Source organism: Brevibacterium sp. BRM-1, from assembly GCF_026802075.1.
GTDB classification, from domain to species: domain Bacteria; phylum Actinomycetota; class Actinomycetes; order Actinomycetales; family Brevibacteriaceae; genus Brevibacterium; species Brevibacterium rongguiense.
In genome coordinates this window covers 1,446,872-1,463,676 of sequence record NZ_CP113788.1, presented here as the reverse complement: position 1 = coordinate 1,463,676, position 16,805 = coordinate 1,446,872, and the positions used below count along the sequence as shown (strand labels likewise).

Here is a 16,805-nt window from a genome sequence, read left to right as displayed (position 1 = left end):
ATTGTCAGAACTTCACTGGAATTGGGTGTTGGCAACCCCGCCTGCGCTGCACGGTGAAGGAGGAAAATAATGTCGAACACGCAACGCATCACGCGGCACGAGGATGGACTCAACCGGGTCGAGCTCAACCCGATCTTCTCCAGGCCGGGAGAGGCTACGATGCTGCCGAAGTTTCTCTTCCCCGAGGAGGAATCGCTGCAGGAAACCGCTTATCAGATCGTCCACGACGAGATGATGCTCGACGGGAATGCCCGACTCAATCTCGCGACTTTCGTCGGCACCTGGATGGACGATCACGCGTCTCGGCTTTATCTCGAAGCCGCCGATAAGAACATGATCGACAAGGACGAGTATCCGCAGACGGCAGCCATCGAGACGCGGTGTTGGCGTATGCTCGCCGATCTCTGGCACGCTCCGGACCCCGCCGATAGCATCGGGACATCCACGATCGGCTCGTCCGAAGCATGCATGCTAGGTGGCCTCGCCCTCAAGCGCCGCTGGCAGCATGCGCGCCGCAGTGCTGGAGAACCCACCGAGAAGCCGAACATCGTGCTCTCCAGCGCGGTGCAAGTGTGCTGGGAGAAATTCTGCAACTACTTCGAGGTCGAACCAAGGTATGTTCCCATCTCCGAGGAACATAAGGTTCTCGACGGTCACGGCCTCGAGAAGTATGTCGACGAGAACACTATCGGCGTTGTCGCGATCCTGGGCGTCACCTACACAGGGATGTACGAGCCCGTCGCGGCCATCGCCGCGGCGCTCGATCGCATCCAGGAGGCCACCGGAATCGACGTGCCCATCCACGTTGACGGCGCGTCCGGTGCCATGATCGCTCCCTTCTTGCAGCCGGATCTGGAATGGGACTTCCGCATCGAGCGCGTCGCCTCGATCAATACATCGGGACACAAGTACGGCCTCGTCTACCCGGGGCTCGGCTGGGTCGTTTGGCGGGACATCACCGCGCTCCCCGACGACCTGATCTTCCGCGTCAGCTATCTCGGCGGCAACATGCCGACATTCGCTCTGAATTTCTCCCGCCCCGGCGCGCAGGTCCTCCTGCAGTACTACCTATTCTTGCGACTGGGACGCACAGGTTTCCACGCCGTGCAGCAGTCGACCCAAGACGTTGCGCTCTACCTCTCGAGCGAGATCGCGAAGATTCCGGCCTTCGAGCTCTGGAACGACGGCTCGGACATCCCCGTATTCGCGTGGCGCCTACGAGATGGTTACACACAGAACTGGAATCTGTACCACCTGTCGGAACGGCTCCGCATGAAGGGTTGGCTCGTGCCCGCGTACCCGATGCCGGCCGACCTCGTGGACATCACCGTCCAGCGCATCGTCGTCCGCAACGGGTTCAGCCACGACCTCGCCTTCTCGTTCCTCGCAGACCTCCGGGAAGCAGTCGCCTACCTCGATGCCCTCGAAGGCCCGCTGCCCGCAGAAGGCCAACAATCCGGATTCCACCACTGACCCAGAGCACAAGGACGGGACGAGCTGATGTCTCACCACGAGTCCGCAGGACCGGACGAGCGCGCGGACGGCACTCAGGCCCCTACGGCGGAGCACGTCAAACCTCATCCGTACGGCCGATCGGGTAACCGCCGCCCAAGAAACCACACAGGGCCGGCGATTGGCGCCCCCGCAGCAGGAGCGACGACCTACCTGTCGGTCGTGCAGCTGTCAATGCTCACGGTGGTAGTGGTGGCGTCGCTGCGATCCCTGCCCGCAATGGCCACCTATGGCCTGGGCTCCATCACGCTCTTCGTCATCCCCGCGATTCTGTTCCTCGTGCCGACCGCGCTCGTAGCAGCGGAGCTGGCAACGGGGTGGAAAGGCGGCATCTTCACCTGGGTGCGTGAGGCCTTCGGCGAACGCGCAGGGTTCGTCGCGATCTGGCTCCAGTGGATTCAGAACGTCGTGTGGTATCCCACGCAGATCGCCTTCATCGCGGCAAGCTTGTCGTTCGTCGTCGGAAAGCCCGATCTCGCACAGAGCGGGATCTACACCGCCATCGTCATCCTCGTCCTCTACTGGGGATCGACTCTCATCACTCTCGCCGGCGGCAACCTCTTCGCCAAAGTCGGCAGCTGGAGCGGGATCTTCGGCACGATCCTCCCCGCGGTTCTCCTGATCGCGCTCGGAGCGCTCTGGCTGGGCACGGGAGAACATTCCGAGACCTCACTACAGCCTTCAGCGGCCATACCGCCCTGGACCGGGATCGCCGCGATCGTCCTCGTGGTCTCGAACGTTCTCGCCTATGCGGGCATGGAAGTCAATGCGGTGCACGCGAACGATCTGAAGAACCCGGGACGCGGCTTTCCCCGATCGATAGCCTTCGCCACGATCCTCATCCTGGGTGTGTTCATCCTCCCCACAATCGCGATCGCCGTGGCCGTGCCGCAAACCGACCTCGGGGTGACCAACGGCATCAACCTGGCCTTCCAGACCTTCTTCGACCACTGGGGCATCTCGTGGGGCACACCGGTGATCTCGCTGCTCGTCGCACTCGGTGCTTTCGCCTCGGTGGTGACGTGGATTGCCGGGCCCTCACGCGGCCTGCTCGCCGCCGCGCGGACGGGACTGCTTCCGCCGTTGCTCCAGCGCCGGAACAAGGCAGGGGTGCAGGTGGGCATCCTCGCGGTGCAAGGAGTGATCGTGACGTTGCTCGCACTGCTCTTCGTCCTCGTCCCCAATGGCAACACAGCATTCGTCGCCCTGGTGGACATGGCAGCAGCGCTCTACCTCATCATGTACATGCTGATGTTCGCCGCCGCGATCCGGCTGCGCCGGACGCAACCAAGGGTTGTTCGTAGCTACCGGACGCCTGTGATGCCCCTGGTGGCAGGCTTGGGTTTCATCTCCTGCGCCGCAGCCTTCATTCTCGCCTTCATCCGCCCTACCGGGTTCTCTGGGCTCTCCGATGCCACCTACCCCCTGGTCGTCGCCGTCGTCGTGCTGCTACTGGGCGGCCCTCCGCTGGTCTTTTACGCCGTGCGCCGCCCAACCTGGGACCAACGGAGCACGGCGGAGAAATCGAGCTCCGACATCGTTCTGGTGAATCCGATAATGGGTGCTGAGGCGGACTCGGGCACGCCCGACAGCGGTAGCGAGCCCACTGGGAGGAAGCCGCAGGAACGTCACGAGGACTGAACGCCTCCAGGCGCCGCATAATGACATAGCCCGTTGCGGACGACGGACTAGGTGTCGCGGGAGACTGGCTCGAGAGAGTTCACAACTTCGGGCGAGTCCTCCGTATCCCGGGACGCCGCATGGCGATGTCCATCCGCATACTCCCTGAGGAAAAGCGACGCGCGCGATCTCAGCATCTTCGATGTCGCGACGACACTCGCGATTGGACCGCTCATGGTTGCCATACTGATCAACCTGTCGCAATACGCGGCGAACCTGATCATCGCGCGACCGTGCGAAGGCGAGACCACATGCACCCCGAGCGCAGACGTCACCATGCCACTCTCCCTGCATTCGACTGCACGGCGTCCCTTGACAGCGACAGGCCCGCCGGATCGCAAGCATCTTCTGAGCCTGGCGGCTGCCTCCGGCGCGACTGCGCTGCCAGTCGCATCGGACGGCAATGCCCGGCGGCGCGCTACGGAAGATGCCTTCGCTAGCTCAGAGCGACGATCCTGAAACTGATGAGCGCAAGAACCGCGCCGATGACGAACATGGCTCTTCACGAATGAGGGTGTAGCGCGGGTCTGAACCCTCCGGCTTCGAGCAGCGACCGAGCGATGTAGTGGGTGAGGTTGCGGAAGCCGAGGGCGGAGCCGCGGAGGTGTTCGAGTCGCCCGTTGATGGCCTCGGTCGGGCCGTTGCTGGTGCCGGGGCGGTCGAAGAACGCGAGGATGTCGCCCGCCCGCTGCTTCATGGTCCGGCCGAGCTTGCGGACCTCGACGAGCGCCGCGGGAACGCCGCTGCTGATCGCAGCGATCACCTCCTGCATCATCGCCTTCGCTTTTTTCTTGTCGGGCTCCCGGTAGGCCGCGACGATGCGCTGGTAGATGCCCCAGGTCGCCTCGACCTCGACGTGCTCCTCGCTCGCGAACACTGCGTCCAGGCGTGCCCGCTGCCGGTCGGTGAGCAGGCTCGCCCCGGTGTGCAGGGTGCGGCGGGCTTTGTAGAGCGGGTCGCCCTTGAGCCCGCGGTGACCAGTGGTGTCTTGCTGGACCCGACGCCGGCAGACATCCAGCGCGTCGCCGGCGAGGCGGACCACGTGGAACGGGTCCATGACGGGGACGGCGTCGGGGAGTTCCTCGGCGGCAGCGGTCTTGAACCCGGCGAAGCCGTCCATCGCGACCACCTCGATCCGCTTCGCCCAGTCCGCAGGGCGGGCGGCGAGCCACTGCTTGAACACCGCCTTGGAGCGGCCCTCGACCATGTCCAGCAGCCTCGCCGGCCCGGTCTTGTTCCTCGCGGGCGTGAGGTCGATGATCACGGTGACGTACTTGTCGCCCAGCCTCGTGTGTCGCCAGACGTGCTCGTCGACACCGATCGTGGTGACCCCGTCGAACCGGGCGGGGTCGTCGATCAGGCGCCGCTTGCCTTCCGCGAGGACGGCGGCGTTCGCGGCACTCCAGGACACCCCGAGACCTGCGGCGACGCGGGTGACGGTGAGGTGGTCGATGACGATGCCCCGCAGCGCCCACTCCAGGCCGCCGCGGGAGATCTTCGCACGCGGCGCCGCTGCCCGCGTCATGTCCTGCCGCCACGTGCGCCGGCAGTGTCCGCACCGGTACCGGCGCACCCGCACCAGCAGGGTCGTCGGCCGGTGCCCGAACGGCTCGTGCGCCAGTCGACGCGTGACCGTGTCCCGCGGCACGCCCTCGACACCGCACTTCCGACACCACGGGTCGTCCCCGACGACGCGGCATTCGATCGTGGCCCGATCCGGCTCGATCAGCTGGCCGACGGCGACGAGGCCGAGCTCGTCGAGGCGGCAGAACGTGGTCAGGTCAGGGGTGCGAAAGTAGGGTGGAGCACGTCGAGGTCTTTCGGGATGGCGAGCGTGAAGAACTTCCATCATCCGGGAGACCTCGACCCCTACCCGGCCACCGACGCGCTCAACCGACTACACCCTCGTTCGTGAAGAGCCCTGAATATAGGAAGCTTAGAGATGACGCAACCAGGACAGACCACCACGACTTCGCACGAAGCGATCGATGCGTTCAAGAGAATCGTCGGCGACGAACATGTACTGACCTCTGAGCGTGCCACGATGCCATTCAGCAAAGGCTATCGATTCGGCGGAGGACCAGTCTTCGCCGTGGTGCGCCCCGGCACGCTGGTCGAGATGTGGCGGGCGCTGCAGGTATCCGTCGACAACAACCTCATCGTCATCCCGCAGGCATCGAACACGGGCCTGACCGGTGGATCCGGCCCCGGCTTCCAAGACTACGATCGCCCCATTGTGATCATCTCGACTCACCGCATCGATGAGGTGCACCTCATCAACGACGCGCGCGAGGCGATCTCGCTCGCGGGCACCCCGCTGACACACCTGACCGACGCGCTCGCCAAGCACCAGCGCGAGCCGCACTCGGTGATCGGGTCGACATCAATCGGCGCCTCGGTCATCGGCGGCATCGCGAACAACTCGGGCGGCAGCCAGATTCGCAAGGGTCCGGCATTCACGCGCGAAGCGATCTTCGCCCGCGTCAACGACGACGGCAAGGTCGAGCTGGTCAATCACCTGGGCATCTCGCTCGGAGACGACCCTGAGGTCGCACTCGACCGTCTACAGCGCGGCGAGTGGTCTCCCGAGGATGTCACCCCAGCTCCCGAAGACTCGAACGAGACCGAGTACGCCGAGCACTTGCGCAAGATCGTGCCTTCGCCTGCTCGCTACAATGCGAACCCCGAGTACCTGTTCGAGGCATCCGGCTCGGCCGGCAAGCTGATGGTGTTCGCGGTGCGCACCCGCACCTTCCCTCGCGAAGTGCACCCGACCGTGTTTTACATCGGCACGAACAACACGCACGAGCTCGAAGAGATCCGTCGGTTGTTCCTCGAAGCCGACATGCCGCTGCCTATCTCTGGTGAGTACATGGGCCGCAGTGCCTTCGACTTGGCCGAGAAGTACGGCAAAGACACCTTCGTCTTCCTGAAGTTCATGAGTCCAGCGCTGCAGACGCGCATGTTCTCGTTCAAGACGTGGGCCAACGGCTTGTTCTCGAAGATTCCCGGCATTGGTCCGACCTTCGCCGACACGGTATCGCAAGCCATGTTCAGCGTGCTGCCCAACCAGCTGCCCAAGCGCATGATGGAGTACCGCAACCGTTTCGAGCATCACCTGCTGCTCACCGTCAGCGAGTCGCAGAAGGCCGCGAGCGAGAAGATGCTCAAGGAGTTCTTCGCAGAGCCCGAGCACACTGGTGAGTTCTTCATCTGCACGTCTGATGAAGAAAAGAGCGCGTCGCTCAACCGGTTCGGCGCGGCCAGTGCCGCCACTCGCTACGCCGCGTTGAAGCGCCGGCACATCGCAGGGCTCATCCCCATCGATGTGGCCCTGCGTCGCGACGATTGGAACTGGCTCGAGGTGCTGCCGGAGGAGATCGACGACCAGCTTGAGGTCAAGGCGTATTACGGGCACTTCTTCTGCCATGTGATGCACCAGGACTATGTCGCCAAGCAGGGCGTGGATCCCGAGGCGCTGCACGACCGCATCCAGCACCTGCTGGAGGAGCGCGGCGCGAAGCTGCCCGCCGAGCACAACTACGGTCGCATCTACAAGCTGCCGGAGTCCATGGAAGAGCACTTCAAGGAGCTCGATCCGACGAATACGTTCAACGCCGGTATCGGCGGCACGTCGCCGCACAAGGACTGGGCCTAAGTCCCCAAGGTAGCGCGACGCCGTGAGAGCCTGAGCGATGTCTTATCCATCTCGGGTGGGCCTAGGGCTCGACTCCCTAGGTCCACCGGGACGGATGAGTCGAGACATCGGTCAGAGGCTGGGCAGGCCATAGAATCGCGTGGCGGCGAGGGCCGCGCCCGGTCCGAGAACGGGTCATCGCCTCACGCCGTCAGCTGACCCGCGACGGCCGGCACACCGGCGAAATCCTCGCCACCGGCCACATCGACGAGCCCGGAGGCTATTGCTGAAACACATTGCCTGAACATATTGGTGGAGCTGAAGGTGTGTAGGTTCAGGACATCGTTCATAGGTGAGTCGGGACATCGTTCATAGTGGTCCGTGACGATGAGGGATGTCTAAAGCGCGTCTGATTGTTCTGGCCGTCACGCAGCGGCAGCAAACGCAGGCCGAGGTCGCCCGCCGCTACCGGGTGTCCTGGCGATGGGTCCACGAACTGATCCGACGATACGAACAGGGCGGTTGGGACGCGATCGAGCCCCGAAGTCGGCGCCCCCGCAGCAACAGTGCCGCCACCGCCGAACCCGTGCGAGCCCGCATCCTGGCCCTGCGTCGCGTCCTCACGGACTCCGGACTGGACGCTGGCCCGGTCACCATCGCCTGGCACCTCGAACACGAACACCCGCGCGCCCCGTCGACCTCCACGATCCGCCGGATCCTGCACAAAGCAGACCTGATCACCCCAGAACCGAAGAAGCGCCCCAAAAGCAGCATCCACCGGTTCGAAGCAGACCAACCCAACGAAACCTGGCAATCCGATTTTCCCCCGCAAGCGGGAGGTGCCCCCACCACTGGCCGCTGGCCGACGGCAGCGACGTCGAGATCCTCAACTGGCTCGACGACCACTCCCGGCTACTGCTCTCCGCCACCGCCCACCGCCGCGTCACCGCCGCACTTGTCGTGGACAGCTTCACCACGAACATCACCACCTACGGGCCACCAGCCTCCACCCTGACCGATAACGGGCTCGTCTTCACCACCTGCTCCCGCGGCGCCCGCAACGCCTTCGAATACCTGCTGGCCCCCCTGGGCATCGAGCAAAAGAACGGCCAACCCTTCCACCCCCAGGCCCATGAACCGTCCCAGGTTCTCGGCCGCTTCTATGCGGGGAGCGGCTCTGGGTTGAGGGCCGCGTAGTAGGCCGCCTCGAACTCGTCGGGGCTGACCATTCCGAGGCTACCGTGGAGCCTGCGGTGGTTGTACCAGTCGACCCACCCAGCTGTCGCGAACTCGACGTCCGCGATCGTCTTGTAGGGGCCGTCGTGGAAGATGGTGGTGCGGACGCATTCGGCCTTGTAGACGCCGTTGATCGTCTCCATCAGGGCGTTGTCGTACGCGTCGCCGATGCTTCCGATCGAGGGTGCGATCTGCTCGAGCGCGAGGTGATCGGTCAGCACTACGGATGTGTATTGACCGGATTCAACTGGTCGTTGCAACACCGGCTTCTTGGAGAGACTTTAGCGGCTCTTCACAGATAACGGTGTAGTTCGGTTCTGAATCCTCCGGTGTCGAGTAGGGCGCGGATGACGTAGTGAGCGAGATTGCGGAAGCCAAGCGCGGTGCCACGGAGGTGCTCGAGTCGGCCATTGATCGCTTCGGTGGGGCCGTTGCTGGTGCCGGGGTGGTCGAAGTAGGCCAGCACGTCGAGGGCCCGTCGTTTCAGGGTTCGACCGAGGGTGATCAGCTCGGTGAGCTGCGTGGGCACTCCGGGGGTGAGGTCGTCGATCACGGCTTGTAGAGCCTTCTTCCCACTCGCGCGGTCGGCGTGGCGGTAGGCGGCGACGATGCGCTGGTAGATGCCCCAGGTCGCTTCGACCTCGACGTGCTCGTCGCTGGCGAACACGGCTTTCAAGCGGGTGATCTGCTTGTCGGTGAGCAGGTCAGCGCCGGTATGCAACACGCGCCGGATCCCGTAGAGCGGATCCCCAGATCGGCCCCGATGGGCGAGCGTGGCTTGTTGGACGCGCTGGCGGCACTGATCGATCTTCTCGCCGGCCAGGGCGACGACGTGGAAGGGGTCCATCACCGCGGTCGCCTCGGGCAGGTCTTCGGCGGTCGCGGTCTTGAAGCCGGAGAACCCGTCCATCGCGACGACCTCGACCCCGTCCCGGAACTGGGCGGTCTGGCCCTCGAGCCAGGTCTTGAACACTCTCTTCGAACGCCCCGGGACCATGTCCAGGAGCCTGGAGGAGCCGCTGCCGTCGCGGATCGGAGTCAGGTCGATGATGACGGTGACGTACTTGCTGCCCCGACGGGTGTGGGACCACACGTGCTCGTCCACTCCGACGACGCGCACCCCGTCGAGGCGGGTGGGATCGTTGATCAGCAGCTGCTGGCCGGTGGCCAGGATCGCATCGTTGGCGGTGTTCCAGGCGACTGCGAGCCCGGCGGCGAGCCGGGCGACGGACAAGCGATCGATGACCACGCCCTTGAGCGCCCACAGCGCGGCGTGCCGGGAGAGGACAGCGCGGGGCTCGGCCGCGGTCGAGGTGTCCTGACGCCACACGCTGCGGCAGTCCGGGCATCGGTAACGACGCACTCTGACCTGCAGCGTCGTGGGAAGCCAACCCACCGGGACGTGGGCGAGACGCCGGACCACCGTGCCCCGGGAGACGCCTTGCTGGCCGCAACCGTGGCACCAGTTGTCCGGTTCAAGCACGCGACACTCCAACACCGATCGATGCGGCTCGATCAGCTGCCCCGTCACGGTCAGGCCCAGCCGGTCAACCTGGCTGAACGTATCGAGATCGGGCGCGGCGAAGGTAGCGTTGAGCACGTCGAGGTCTTCCAGATGGCGAGCGTAGGAACTTCCATCATCGGGAGACCTCGACGTCTATCCCGGCACCGCCGCGCCGCCAGCTCCTACACCCTCATCTGTGAAGAGCCACGAACATGACCGTGCACGGGAGCCACGCACCCACCAGCGCAAGAACGGCGGGGATGAAGAACCCGATGTAAGTCAGGGCGATGTCAAGGCGTCGAAGCAACATGGGGCTCGCCGGCGAGCAGTCGAGCGAATGCCTCGGTGGGCGTGAGATAGCCCAGTCGGCGGCGGGGTCGATTGTTGATCTCCTCGGCGATGGTGGTGAGGTAGGGCTGGTGATCGGGGATCACCGTGCCCTTGGGCAGATACTCCCGGTAGAGCCGGTTCGTGTTCTCGTTGCTGGGCCTCTGCCAGGGCGAGTGGGGATCGGCGAAGTAGACCGGCATCGCCGTGGCCAGGGAGACCTTCGCGTGCTGGGCCATCTCGCTGCCCTGGTCCCACGCCAACGATGCCTTCATCATCTCGGGCAGGTCGTTGAAAAACTCGATGACCGCGTCAGCGGTTGGCTCGGCGTGTTTCGAGGGCAGGGCCAGCAGCCCGGTGAACCCGCTCATCCGCTCCACCAGCGTCGCCGCGCACGAGGTGCCGTTCTTCCCGATGATCAGATCACCCTCCCAGTGCCCCGGCACCCGACGCTGGGCGGCGTCCTCACCTCGCTCCGCGATCGGGACCATACCTACGATTGGGCCACCGCGCGTCCGCCCGGTCGTACGTGGTCGGCGCTTGGTCCGCTTGGACTGCAGGAAGATGCCCTTGCGGGCGAGCTCACCCTTCGGGATTGCGTAGATGTACTGGTAGATAGCCTCACCGGAGACGGTTCGGCCGCGTGCGTCAGGAGAGTTCGCCATGCGTTCAACGGTCGGGTCTGTCGCCTCCAGACGCAACCGGCCCGCTATCTCGTTCGGCGTCCACGACGCGGCCAGATCCGCCTCCACCCTCGCCTGCAGCACCGGATCCCCCGCGACCTTCCGCTGCTGCGGGCGAGCCCGCCGACGCTGCGCTCTGACGTCTGCGGTCACGGCCTGGTAGCCGCGGGTCTTCGTCGAGTTCCGGTGAAGCTCCCGCAAGATCACCGACGGGCAACGCCCCAGGTGACGGGCGATCCTCCGCACCGACCAGCCCGCTTTCGAGGCCGTCGAGATCTCCGACCTGTCACTGAACGACAACCCCACCCGCGCCATCCGCACACTCCACCGATCAGACCCCCGCCGACCGGGAGTGTTGCTTCGACGCTATGACACCACCCTAGCGATATATGAATATTTGCTGTCAGTAAGCTGAGCCTATTGATAGTATGGTCGGGCAACCCAAACCGACTTCCCGGTGCCGCACGCAGCGGCGCACGCGGCGGGTGCCGACTACCAGGGCCGAAGCCCCAAGCCGACCGACCGGCAGCAGCCGGAACGTCATCACACGGAGGAAGCACATGGGATTGAGAACGATCTCCGGTCGCAAGCTCGGCGCGCTGAGCCTGGCCGTTGCGCTCGGCGCGGGCGTCCCGCTCGCGGCAGGCGCCATCGACGGCACCTCGTCCGTCGCCCACGCGGAAGACAGATGGACGAGCGGTGTAGCGCATCTGGACGGCGAGCCGGACGTCAACAAGGCTCCGTTCCAGGTCAAGTCCCAGGTCGAACAGGGCGGCAAGATCGTCGTCAAGGGCACCGGGTGGCAGACCAAGGACAACACGCAGGGCTCGGTCATCGCGATGAAGATCGACGACGGGGCCGTGTCGCGCAACAAGACCGCCTACCCGCTGACGCAGCCGGATGGCAAGGTCCACGGCAACGCCACGACGTGGGCAATCACCCAGGCGGACGCCAGCGGCAACTGGACCATCGAGGCCCCCATTCCCACGCCGGCGAACTCCGATGCGAAGGCCGATGACTTCGCCCCGGGCACGAAGCACTCGATCCGCCTGCTCACCGGGTCGCTGCTGACCGGTGACCTGCCGCGCACGGGCACGGCCGAGTTCACCATGAAGGCTGCGGCACCGGCCACCACCGCGGCGCCCACGACCTCCGCGCCGTCGACCACCTCGCCGGCTCCCGCAGCTGCCACGATGACCGCCACGAACCCGGAGGAGGGCGGCAAAATCCACCTCGAGGGCAAGGGCTTCGTCAACAAGGAGGGCACCGACGGCAACACCGTCGCGTTCAAGCTCGATGAGGGCGGCAACCTGCGCAACTTCCCCATCACCGTCAACGGCACCACCTACGAGGTGCAGGAGGGCGAGGGCGGCGGCCCCGGCAACCTCAAGCGCCCGAGCGTCTGGGGAGCGGTCAAGGCCGCCAAGGACGGCAGCTTCTCCGTGGACCTCGACGTCCCCACCGCCGCGAACGACCAGGGCGGGGCCGACAGTGCCTGGAAGGCGGGGACGCAGCACTCGGTCCGCGCGCTCAGCGGCAATATCGTGCCGGGCGACTCCGCGCAGACGGTCGGAGCCGACGTCACGGTCAAGGCGAAGGAGACCCCCGCGCCCGTCCCGGAGGCGACGGTCACGGCCTCGGATGCCCAGGAGGGCGGCAAGCTCCACCTCGAGGGCGACCACTTCCTCGACAAGACCGGCAAGGCCGGCGCGAAGGACATCGTCATCAAGCTCGACGAGGGCTCGGTCTGGCGCAGCTTCCCGCTCACGGTCGATGGGAAGACCTACGAACCGAAGTCCGACGACAAGGCCACTCCGGCCAACGATCCCGCCCGCCCCAGCCTGTGGGCGGTCGTCTCGGCCGACGACAAGGGCCACTTCAGCGCCGACGTCGACGTGCCGACCGAGGCGAACAATCAGAAGAAGATCGCCTGGAAGGCCGGCGAGGACGATCACACGGTCACGGTCCTCAGCGGCGGTCTGAACACCGGCGATGCGGCCAACATCGTGGCCAATGTGCCCTTCAAGACGCTGCCGAAGGCCGCGGAGACTACGAGCCCCGCTCCGACCACCGTGGCGCCCACCACGGACGCTCCGACCACGGCGGCGCTCACCACGGATGCACCGACGACCGATGCCCCCACCTCGGCGGCGCCCACGGATGCGCCGGACCTGAACCCGAAGCTGAGCCCGAACACGGGCAAGCCCGGTGACACGGTCACGATCGAGGGCCTCGACGCCCTCGCGGGGCAGAAGATCGACGTGAACTTCCACTCGAAGCCCGTCATGGTCGCCGACGACGCCGTCGTCAGCGCCAAGGGCACCGTCCAGGTGAAGGCCCCCGAGGACGCGGAGGCGGGCCAGCACACGTTCATCGTCACCTCGGCCGACGGCTCGAAGACCTACGCGGAGCTGCCGTTCGCGGTCCAGGCGGAGAAGAAGCTCGAGGTGACGCCCGACCGCATCACCCCGGCCGACTTCGTCAACCAGAAGAAGGGCGTGACGCTCAACGTCACCGGCGCCAAGCCGGGGGAGACCGTCGAGTACGCGGTGAGCACCGACAACTCGGTCAAGGGGCTGAAGAAGTCGGTCAAGGCCGATGACAACGGCACCGCCACCTGGAAGGTCTTCGGGACCGACGCCTCGAACCCCAGCGCATACCTGGGGCTCTACAAGGTCGTCGCCACCGCCGACGGCGAGAAGCTGGCCGACAGCTTCCGCGTCACCGACACCCCCAACAAGGGCGGCAGCGATGACGACGGCGACAACGGCAACGGCGGCGGCAACGGTGACAACGGGTCGGGTGACGACTCGAACGGCGGCGGCAACGGCAGCCTGCCGCGCACCGGTGCCGAGCTCGGCGCGCTCGGCCTGGGCACGGCGCTGCTCGTCATCGGCGGCGCGACGGTGTTCGTCACGCGCCGGCGCATGAACGGCTGAGCGAGCGGCACCGCTCACCCGACCGCGGGCGCTCCCCGCGCCAGCTGGGCCCCGGAGGCATCCGCCTCCGGGGCCCAGCTGCGTGTATGCGGAACTCTGCCCGCGTCCCGTGCCGCGCGATCTCCCGCGCCGTGTGCGAAGCCCATGCGCAGGGCTGTCCCACGCCGCGGCTCCGCCCTGCGGTACCGGCCTGCGGCGGGCGCCCTGCGCGGAGCCCCCGGCCCGCGGCTCTGCTCAGGACATCGGGGGGCATCGGGGGGGGCAAAGTTCGGGGCGCGCGGAAGGCGCAGACGGTGACATGCGCGAGGGCGGATGCGGCAGATGCAGCAGATGCCAGGGCAGGCGCGGGTCACGCTCTGCGGGCCCGGCCGGGGGCATGGCCGGGGCACGCACCGGGGCACAGGCGGGGACATGCACGCGGGCACAGGCGGGGGCATGCGCGAGGGCCGGGGCTTTCCGATCGGAAAGCCCCGGCCCTCGGGGGAGTGGTGCGGACGGCACCAGACGGTTCAGTGCCGCCAGTGCAACCGCCTCAGCAGCAGCGCGCCTTCGGATCGCGGTCCTGTGCGTCGGTGAGGTCGCGCCAGAACTCGCGCTCACCCATCGCGCCCTCGCGGGTGCCGTGCCGGCGCTCGAAGGACTCCAGGTAGTGGACGTAGGCGTTCTCGCCCATCACCTCCTTGAGGTACCACCACGCGGCCGTGAAGGGCCGCGCGGCCAGCGCCAGCGCGCGGGGCATCAGTGCGCCCCTCCCACCCGTTCGGGGGCCTTGCCGCTGGCCGCCCACTCGGCGGCCACCTCGCGCTCGGCCTTCGTGGAGATGAGGCCCGCGGGCGCGAACATGCGCGTCTCGACGAACGGCTCCTCGGAGGTCGAGAAGACGTGCGTGCGGATGGCCTTGATCGACACGTAGAGCGCCATGAGCACGACGAGGAGCACGAGCGCGGCGAACACGATCGACAGGGTGCCCTGGATGAACGTGTTGCGCACGACCGCCTCCATCTGCGCGACCCCCTTCGTGGTGCCGAGCTCCGTCTGGCCGGCGTCGAGCGCCTGCTTGTACGCGCTGTGCTGCGCCCAGTAGCCGAGCTTCGGGTTGGAGGAGAAGATCTTCTGCCACGACGCGGTCATCGTGACGATGAGGTCCCACGCGAGCGGCAGGCCCGGGATCCACGCCCACTTCGCCAGCCCGGACTTGCACACGATCGCGAAGATGACGGCCAGCGCGATCGCCGCCAGCAGCTGGTTGGAGATGCCGAACAGCGGGTAGAGGGTGTTGATGCCGCCCAGCGGGTCCGTCACGCCCATGATGAGGATCGAGCCCCAGCCGCCGACCATGACGAGCGTGGTCAGCCACGCGCCCACGGTCCACGACGGGTCGCGGAACTTCCGGTGGAAGTTGCCCAGCAGGTCCGAGAGCATGAAGCGGGCGACGCGGGTGCCGGCGTCGATCGTCGTGAGGATGAACAGCGCCTCGAACATCACCGCGAAGTGATACCAGAAGCTCTGCCAGGCCGGGCCGCCGAAGACGCCGTGGAGGATGTTGGCCATCCCCATCGCCAGGGTGGGCGCACCGCCGGTGCGCGAGACGATCGAGGGCTCGCCCACATTGGTCGCCGCCTGCTGGAGGAACTCGGGCGAGGTCGTCACACCCGGCATGCCGAGCTTCGTGTTGATGAACTCGGCCGCTCCCTGCGCGGTGCCGCCGGTCAGCGGCTCGGCGGCGTTCATCGCGAAGTACAGGCCCTTGTCCAGGCTGATGGCCGCGACGAGCGCCATGATCGCCACGAACGACTCCATGAGCATGCCGCCGTAGCCGATGAGGCGGATCTGCGATTCCTTCTCGATGAGCTTGGGGGTGGTGCCCGAGGAGATGAGCGCGTGGAAGCCGGACAGGGCGCCGCACGCGATCGTGATGAAGAGGAACGGGAACAGGGTGCCCGCGAAGGCCGGGCCGTTCGCGTTCCCGGCGAAGACGGTGACCGCCGGCATCTGCACGGTGGGGTTGGCGATGATGATGCCCACGGCGAGCAGGAGGATCGTGCCGATCTTCATGAACGTCGACAGGTAGTCGCGCGGGGCCAGCAGCACCCACACCGGCAGGACCGCGGCGAAGAAGCCGTAGATCATGAGGCACCAGGCCAGCGTCGTCTTGTCCAGGTGGAAGACCGCCGACCACGTCGGATCGCTGTGCACCCAGCCGCCGGCGACGATCGCGAGGATGAGGAGGACGACGCCGATGATGGAGACCTCGACGACTCGACCCGGGCGCAGGAAGCGCATGTAGATGCCCATGAACAGCGCGATCGGGATGGTGCACGCGATCGAGAAGACGCCCCAGGGCGATTCGGCGAGGGCGTTGATGATGACGATGCCGAGCACGGCGATGAGGATCACCATGATGAGGATGATGCCGATCGAGGCGATGATGCCGCCGGTGCGGCCCAGCTCATCGCGGGCCATCTGGCCGAGCGAGCGGCCGTTGCGCCGGGTGGAGAAGTACAGGGTCATGTAGTCCTGGACACCGCCGGCGAGGATGACGCCGAAGATGATCCACAGGGTGCCGGGCAGGTAGCCCATCTGGGCGGCGAGCACGGGGCCCACGAGCGGGCCGGCGCCGGAGATCGCGGCGAAGTGGTGGCCGAAGAGCACGCGGCGGTCCGTGGGTGCGAAGTCCCGGCCGTTGTCGTTGATCTCCGCCGGGGTGGCGCGGCGGGGGTCCGGGCGGCAGACCTTCCACTCGATGAATTTGGCGTAGAAGCGGTAGGCGACGAGGTAGCTGCCCACCGCCGCGGCGACGAACCAGCTGGCGCTGAGGTTCTCCCCGCGCACGAACGCGACCATGATCCAGCCGAGCGCGGCGGTGATGGCGATGGCGGCCCACAGCGCGATCTTCGCGGGGGTCCACCGGGGCTTCTCGACGACCGCCACCGGCGGCAGCGACTCCTCGGTTCTGACGATTTCGACCGACATCGGGGCTCCTTTGCTCCTACATCCATGGGGATCCGCAGCAGGCGGGGCCCTGGGGCCGGGAGCGTGCCCGCGGAGGTGTGGGAAGTCTGTGAGTTGGCTTACGACCCTCTTAGGGTGAGGCCTGCGCCCGGTGGTGTCCAATGCGTCACACTCCGGGCGGGGCTATGACGCCCGAAATGTTATGAACGCACCCGGTTCACCCGCCCCGGCCGCACAGCGTCGGCGCCGTTCCCGCGCCCGAGGTGCGGGCCTGTCCCCGCACCTCGGGCCCGGGCGCGGGCGGGCCCGCAGCGGCGAGCCGCGGCGCGGCGGGC

General features: G+C 66.6%; 10 protein-coding genes and 2 pseudogenes. 5 read left to right on the top strand and 7 right to left on the bottom strand.

The genetic code is table 11. The features are described 5' to 3' along the window. Window positions 1-69: 69 nt before the first annotated feature. Together BRM1_RS06420 and BRM1_RS06415 are read left to right on the top strand one after the other, a co-directional pair. Window positions 70-1,473, top strand: a complete 1,404-nt coding sequence (locus BRM1_RS06420) for a glutamate decarboxylase (protein WP_268529486.1) — start codon at window positions 70-72, stop codon at window positions 1,471-1,473. Window positions 1,474-1,500: 27 nt separating this feature from the next. Then, a complete protein-coding gene (locus tag BRM1_RS06415) occupies window positions 1,501-3,153 on the top strand; it encodes an APC family permease (protein ID WP_268529484.1) in 1,653 nt (550 codons plus the stop codon). A gap of 541 nt (window positions 3,154-3,694) precedes the next feature. On the opposite strand, the gene BRM1_RS06410 is transcribed toward BRM1_RS06415, so the two are convergent. Then, window positions 3,695-5,041: an ISL3 family transposase gene (locus BRM1_RS06410; protein ID WP_268529728.1), complete on the bottom strand. Its 1,347-nt coding sequence runs from the start codon at window positions 5,039-5,041 to the stop codon at window positions 3,695-3,697. Between the two features lie 93 nt (window positions 5,042-5,134). On the opposite strand from BRM1_RS06410, the gene dld reads away from it, so the two are divergent. Further along, window positions 5,135-6,850 carry a D-lactate dehydrogenase gene (gene dld / locus BRM1_RS06405; RefSeq protein ID WP_013161533.1) on the top strand — a complete coding sequence of 572 codons (1,716 nt, stop codon included), beginning with the start codon at window positions 5,135-5,137 and terminating at the stop codon, window positions 6,848-6,850. Between the two features lie 182 nt (window positions 6,851-7,032). On the opposite strand, the gene BRM1_RS06400 is transcribed toward dld, so the two are convergent. Further along, window positions 7,033-7,179 carry a hypothetical protein gene (locus BRM1_RS06400; protein WP_006822818.1) on the bottom strand — a complete coding sequence of 49 codons (147 nt, stop codon included), beginning with the start codon at window positions 7,177-7,179 and terminating at the stop codon, window positions 7,033-7,035. Window positions 7,180-7,223: 44 nt separating this feature from the next. Between BRM1_RS06400 and BRM1_RS06395 the strand changes: the two are divergent. Next, a pseudogene (locus BRM1_RS06395) lies at window positions 7,224-7,957 on the top strand (helix-turn-helix domain-containing protein); the annotation flags it as partial. Between the two features lie 32 nt (window positions 7,958-7,989). Here BRM1_RS06395 and BRM1_RS06385 read toward each other — a convergent pair. From BRM1_RS06385 to BRM1_RS06375, 3 genes and pseudogenes are all read right to left on the bottom strand, one after another. After that, a pseudogene (locus BRM1_RS06385) lies at window positions 7,990-8,301 on the bottom strand (integrase core domain-containing protein); the annotation flags it as partial. Window positions 8,302-8,357: 56 nt separating this feature from the next. After that, window positions 8,358-9,665: an ISL3 family transposase gene (locus BRM1_RS06380; RefSeq protein WP_268529421.1), complete on the bottom strand. Its 1,308-nt coding sequence runs from the start codon at window positions 9,663-9,665 to the stop codon at window positions 8,358-8,360. 194 nt (window positions 9,666-9,859) lie between these two features. After that, window positions 9,860-10,894 (bottom strand): IS30 family transposase, encoded by a 1,035-nt coding sequence (locus BRM1_RS06375; RefSeq protein ID WP_119933656.1) that lies wholly within the window; start codon window positions 10,892-10,894, stop codon window positions 9,860-9,862. Window positions 10,895-11,139: 245 nt separating this feature from the next. On the opposite strand from BRM1_RS06375, the gene BRM1_RS06370 reads away from it, so the two are divergent. After that, window positions 11,140-13,518: a hypothetical protein gene (locus BRM1_RS06370; protein ID WP_268529414.1), complete on the top strand. Its 2,379-nt coding sequence runs from the start codon at window positions 11,140-11,142 to the stop codon at window positions 13,516-13,518. A 532-nt stretch (window positions 13,519-14,050) separates the two neighbouring features. On the opposite strand, the gene BRM1_RS06365 is transcribed toward BRM1_RS06370, so the two are convergent. Continuing rightward, complete coding sequence (locus BRM1_RS06365) at window positions 14,051-14,257, bottom strand: CstA-like transporter-associated (seleno)protein (RefSeq protein ID WP_160951889.1); 207 nt, start codon at window positions 14,255-14,257, stop codon at window positions 14,051-14,053. Further along, window positions 14,257-16,491, bottom strand: coding sequence for a carbon starvation CstA family protein (locus BRM1_RS06360; RefSeq protein WP_268529410.1), 2,235 nt, complete (start codon window positions 16,489-16,491; stop codon window positions 14,257-14,259). Before BRM1_RS06360 ends, BRM1_RS06365 begins: the two co-directional genes overlap by 1 nt. Window positions 16,492-16,805 lie beyond the last annotated feature (314 nt).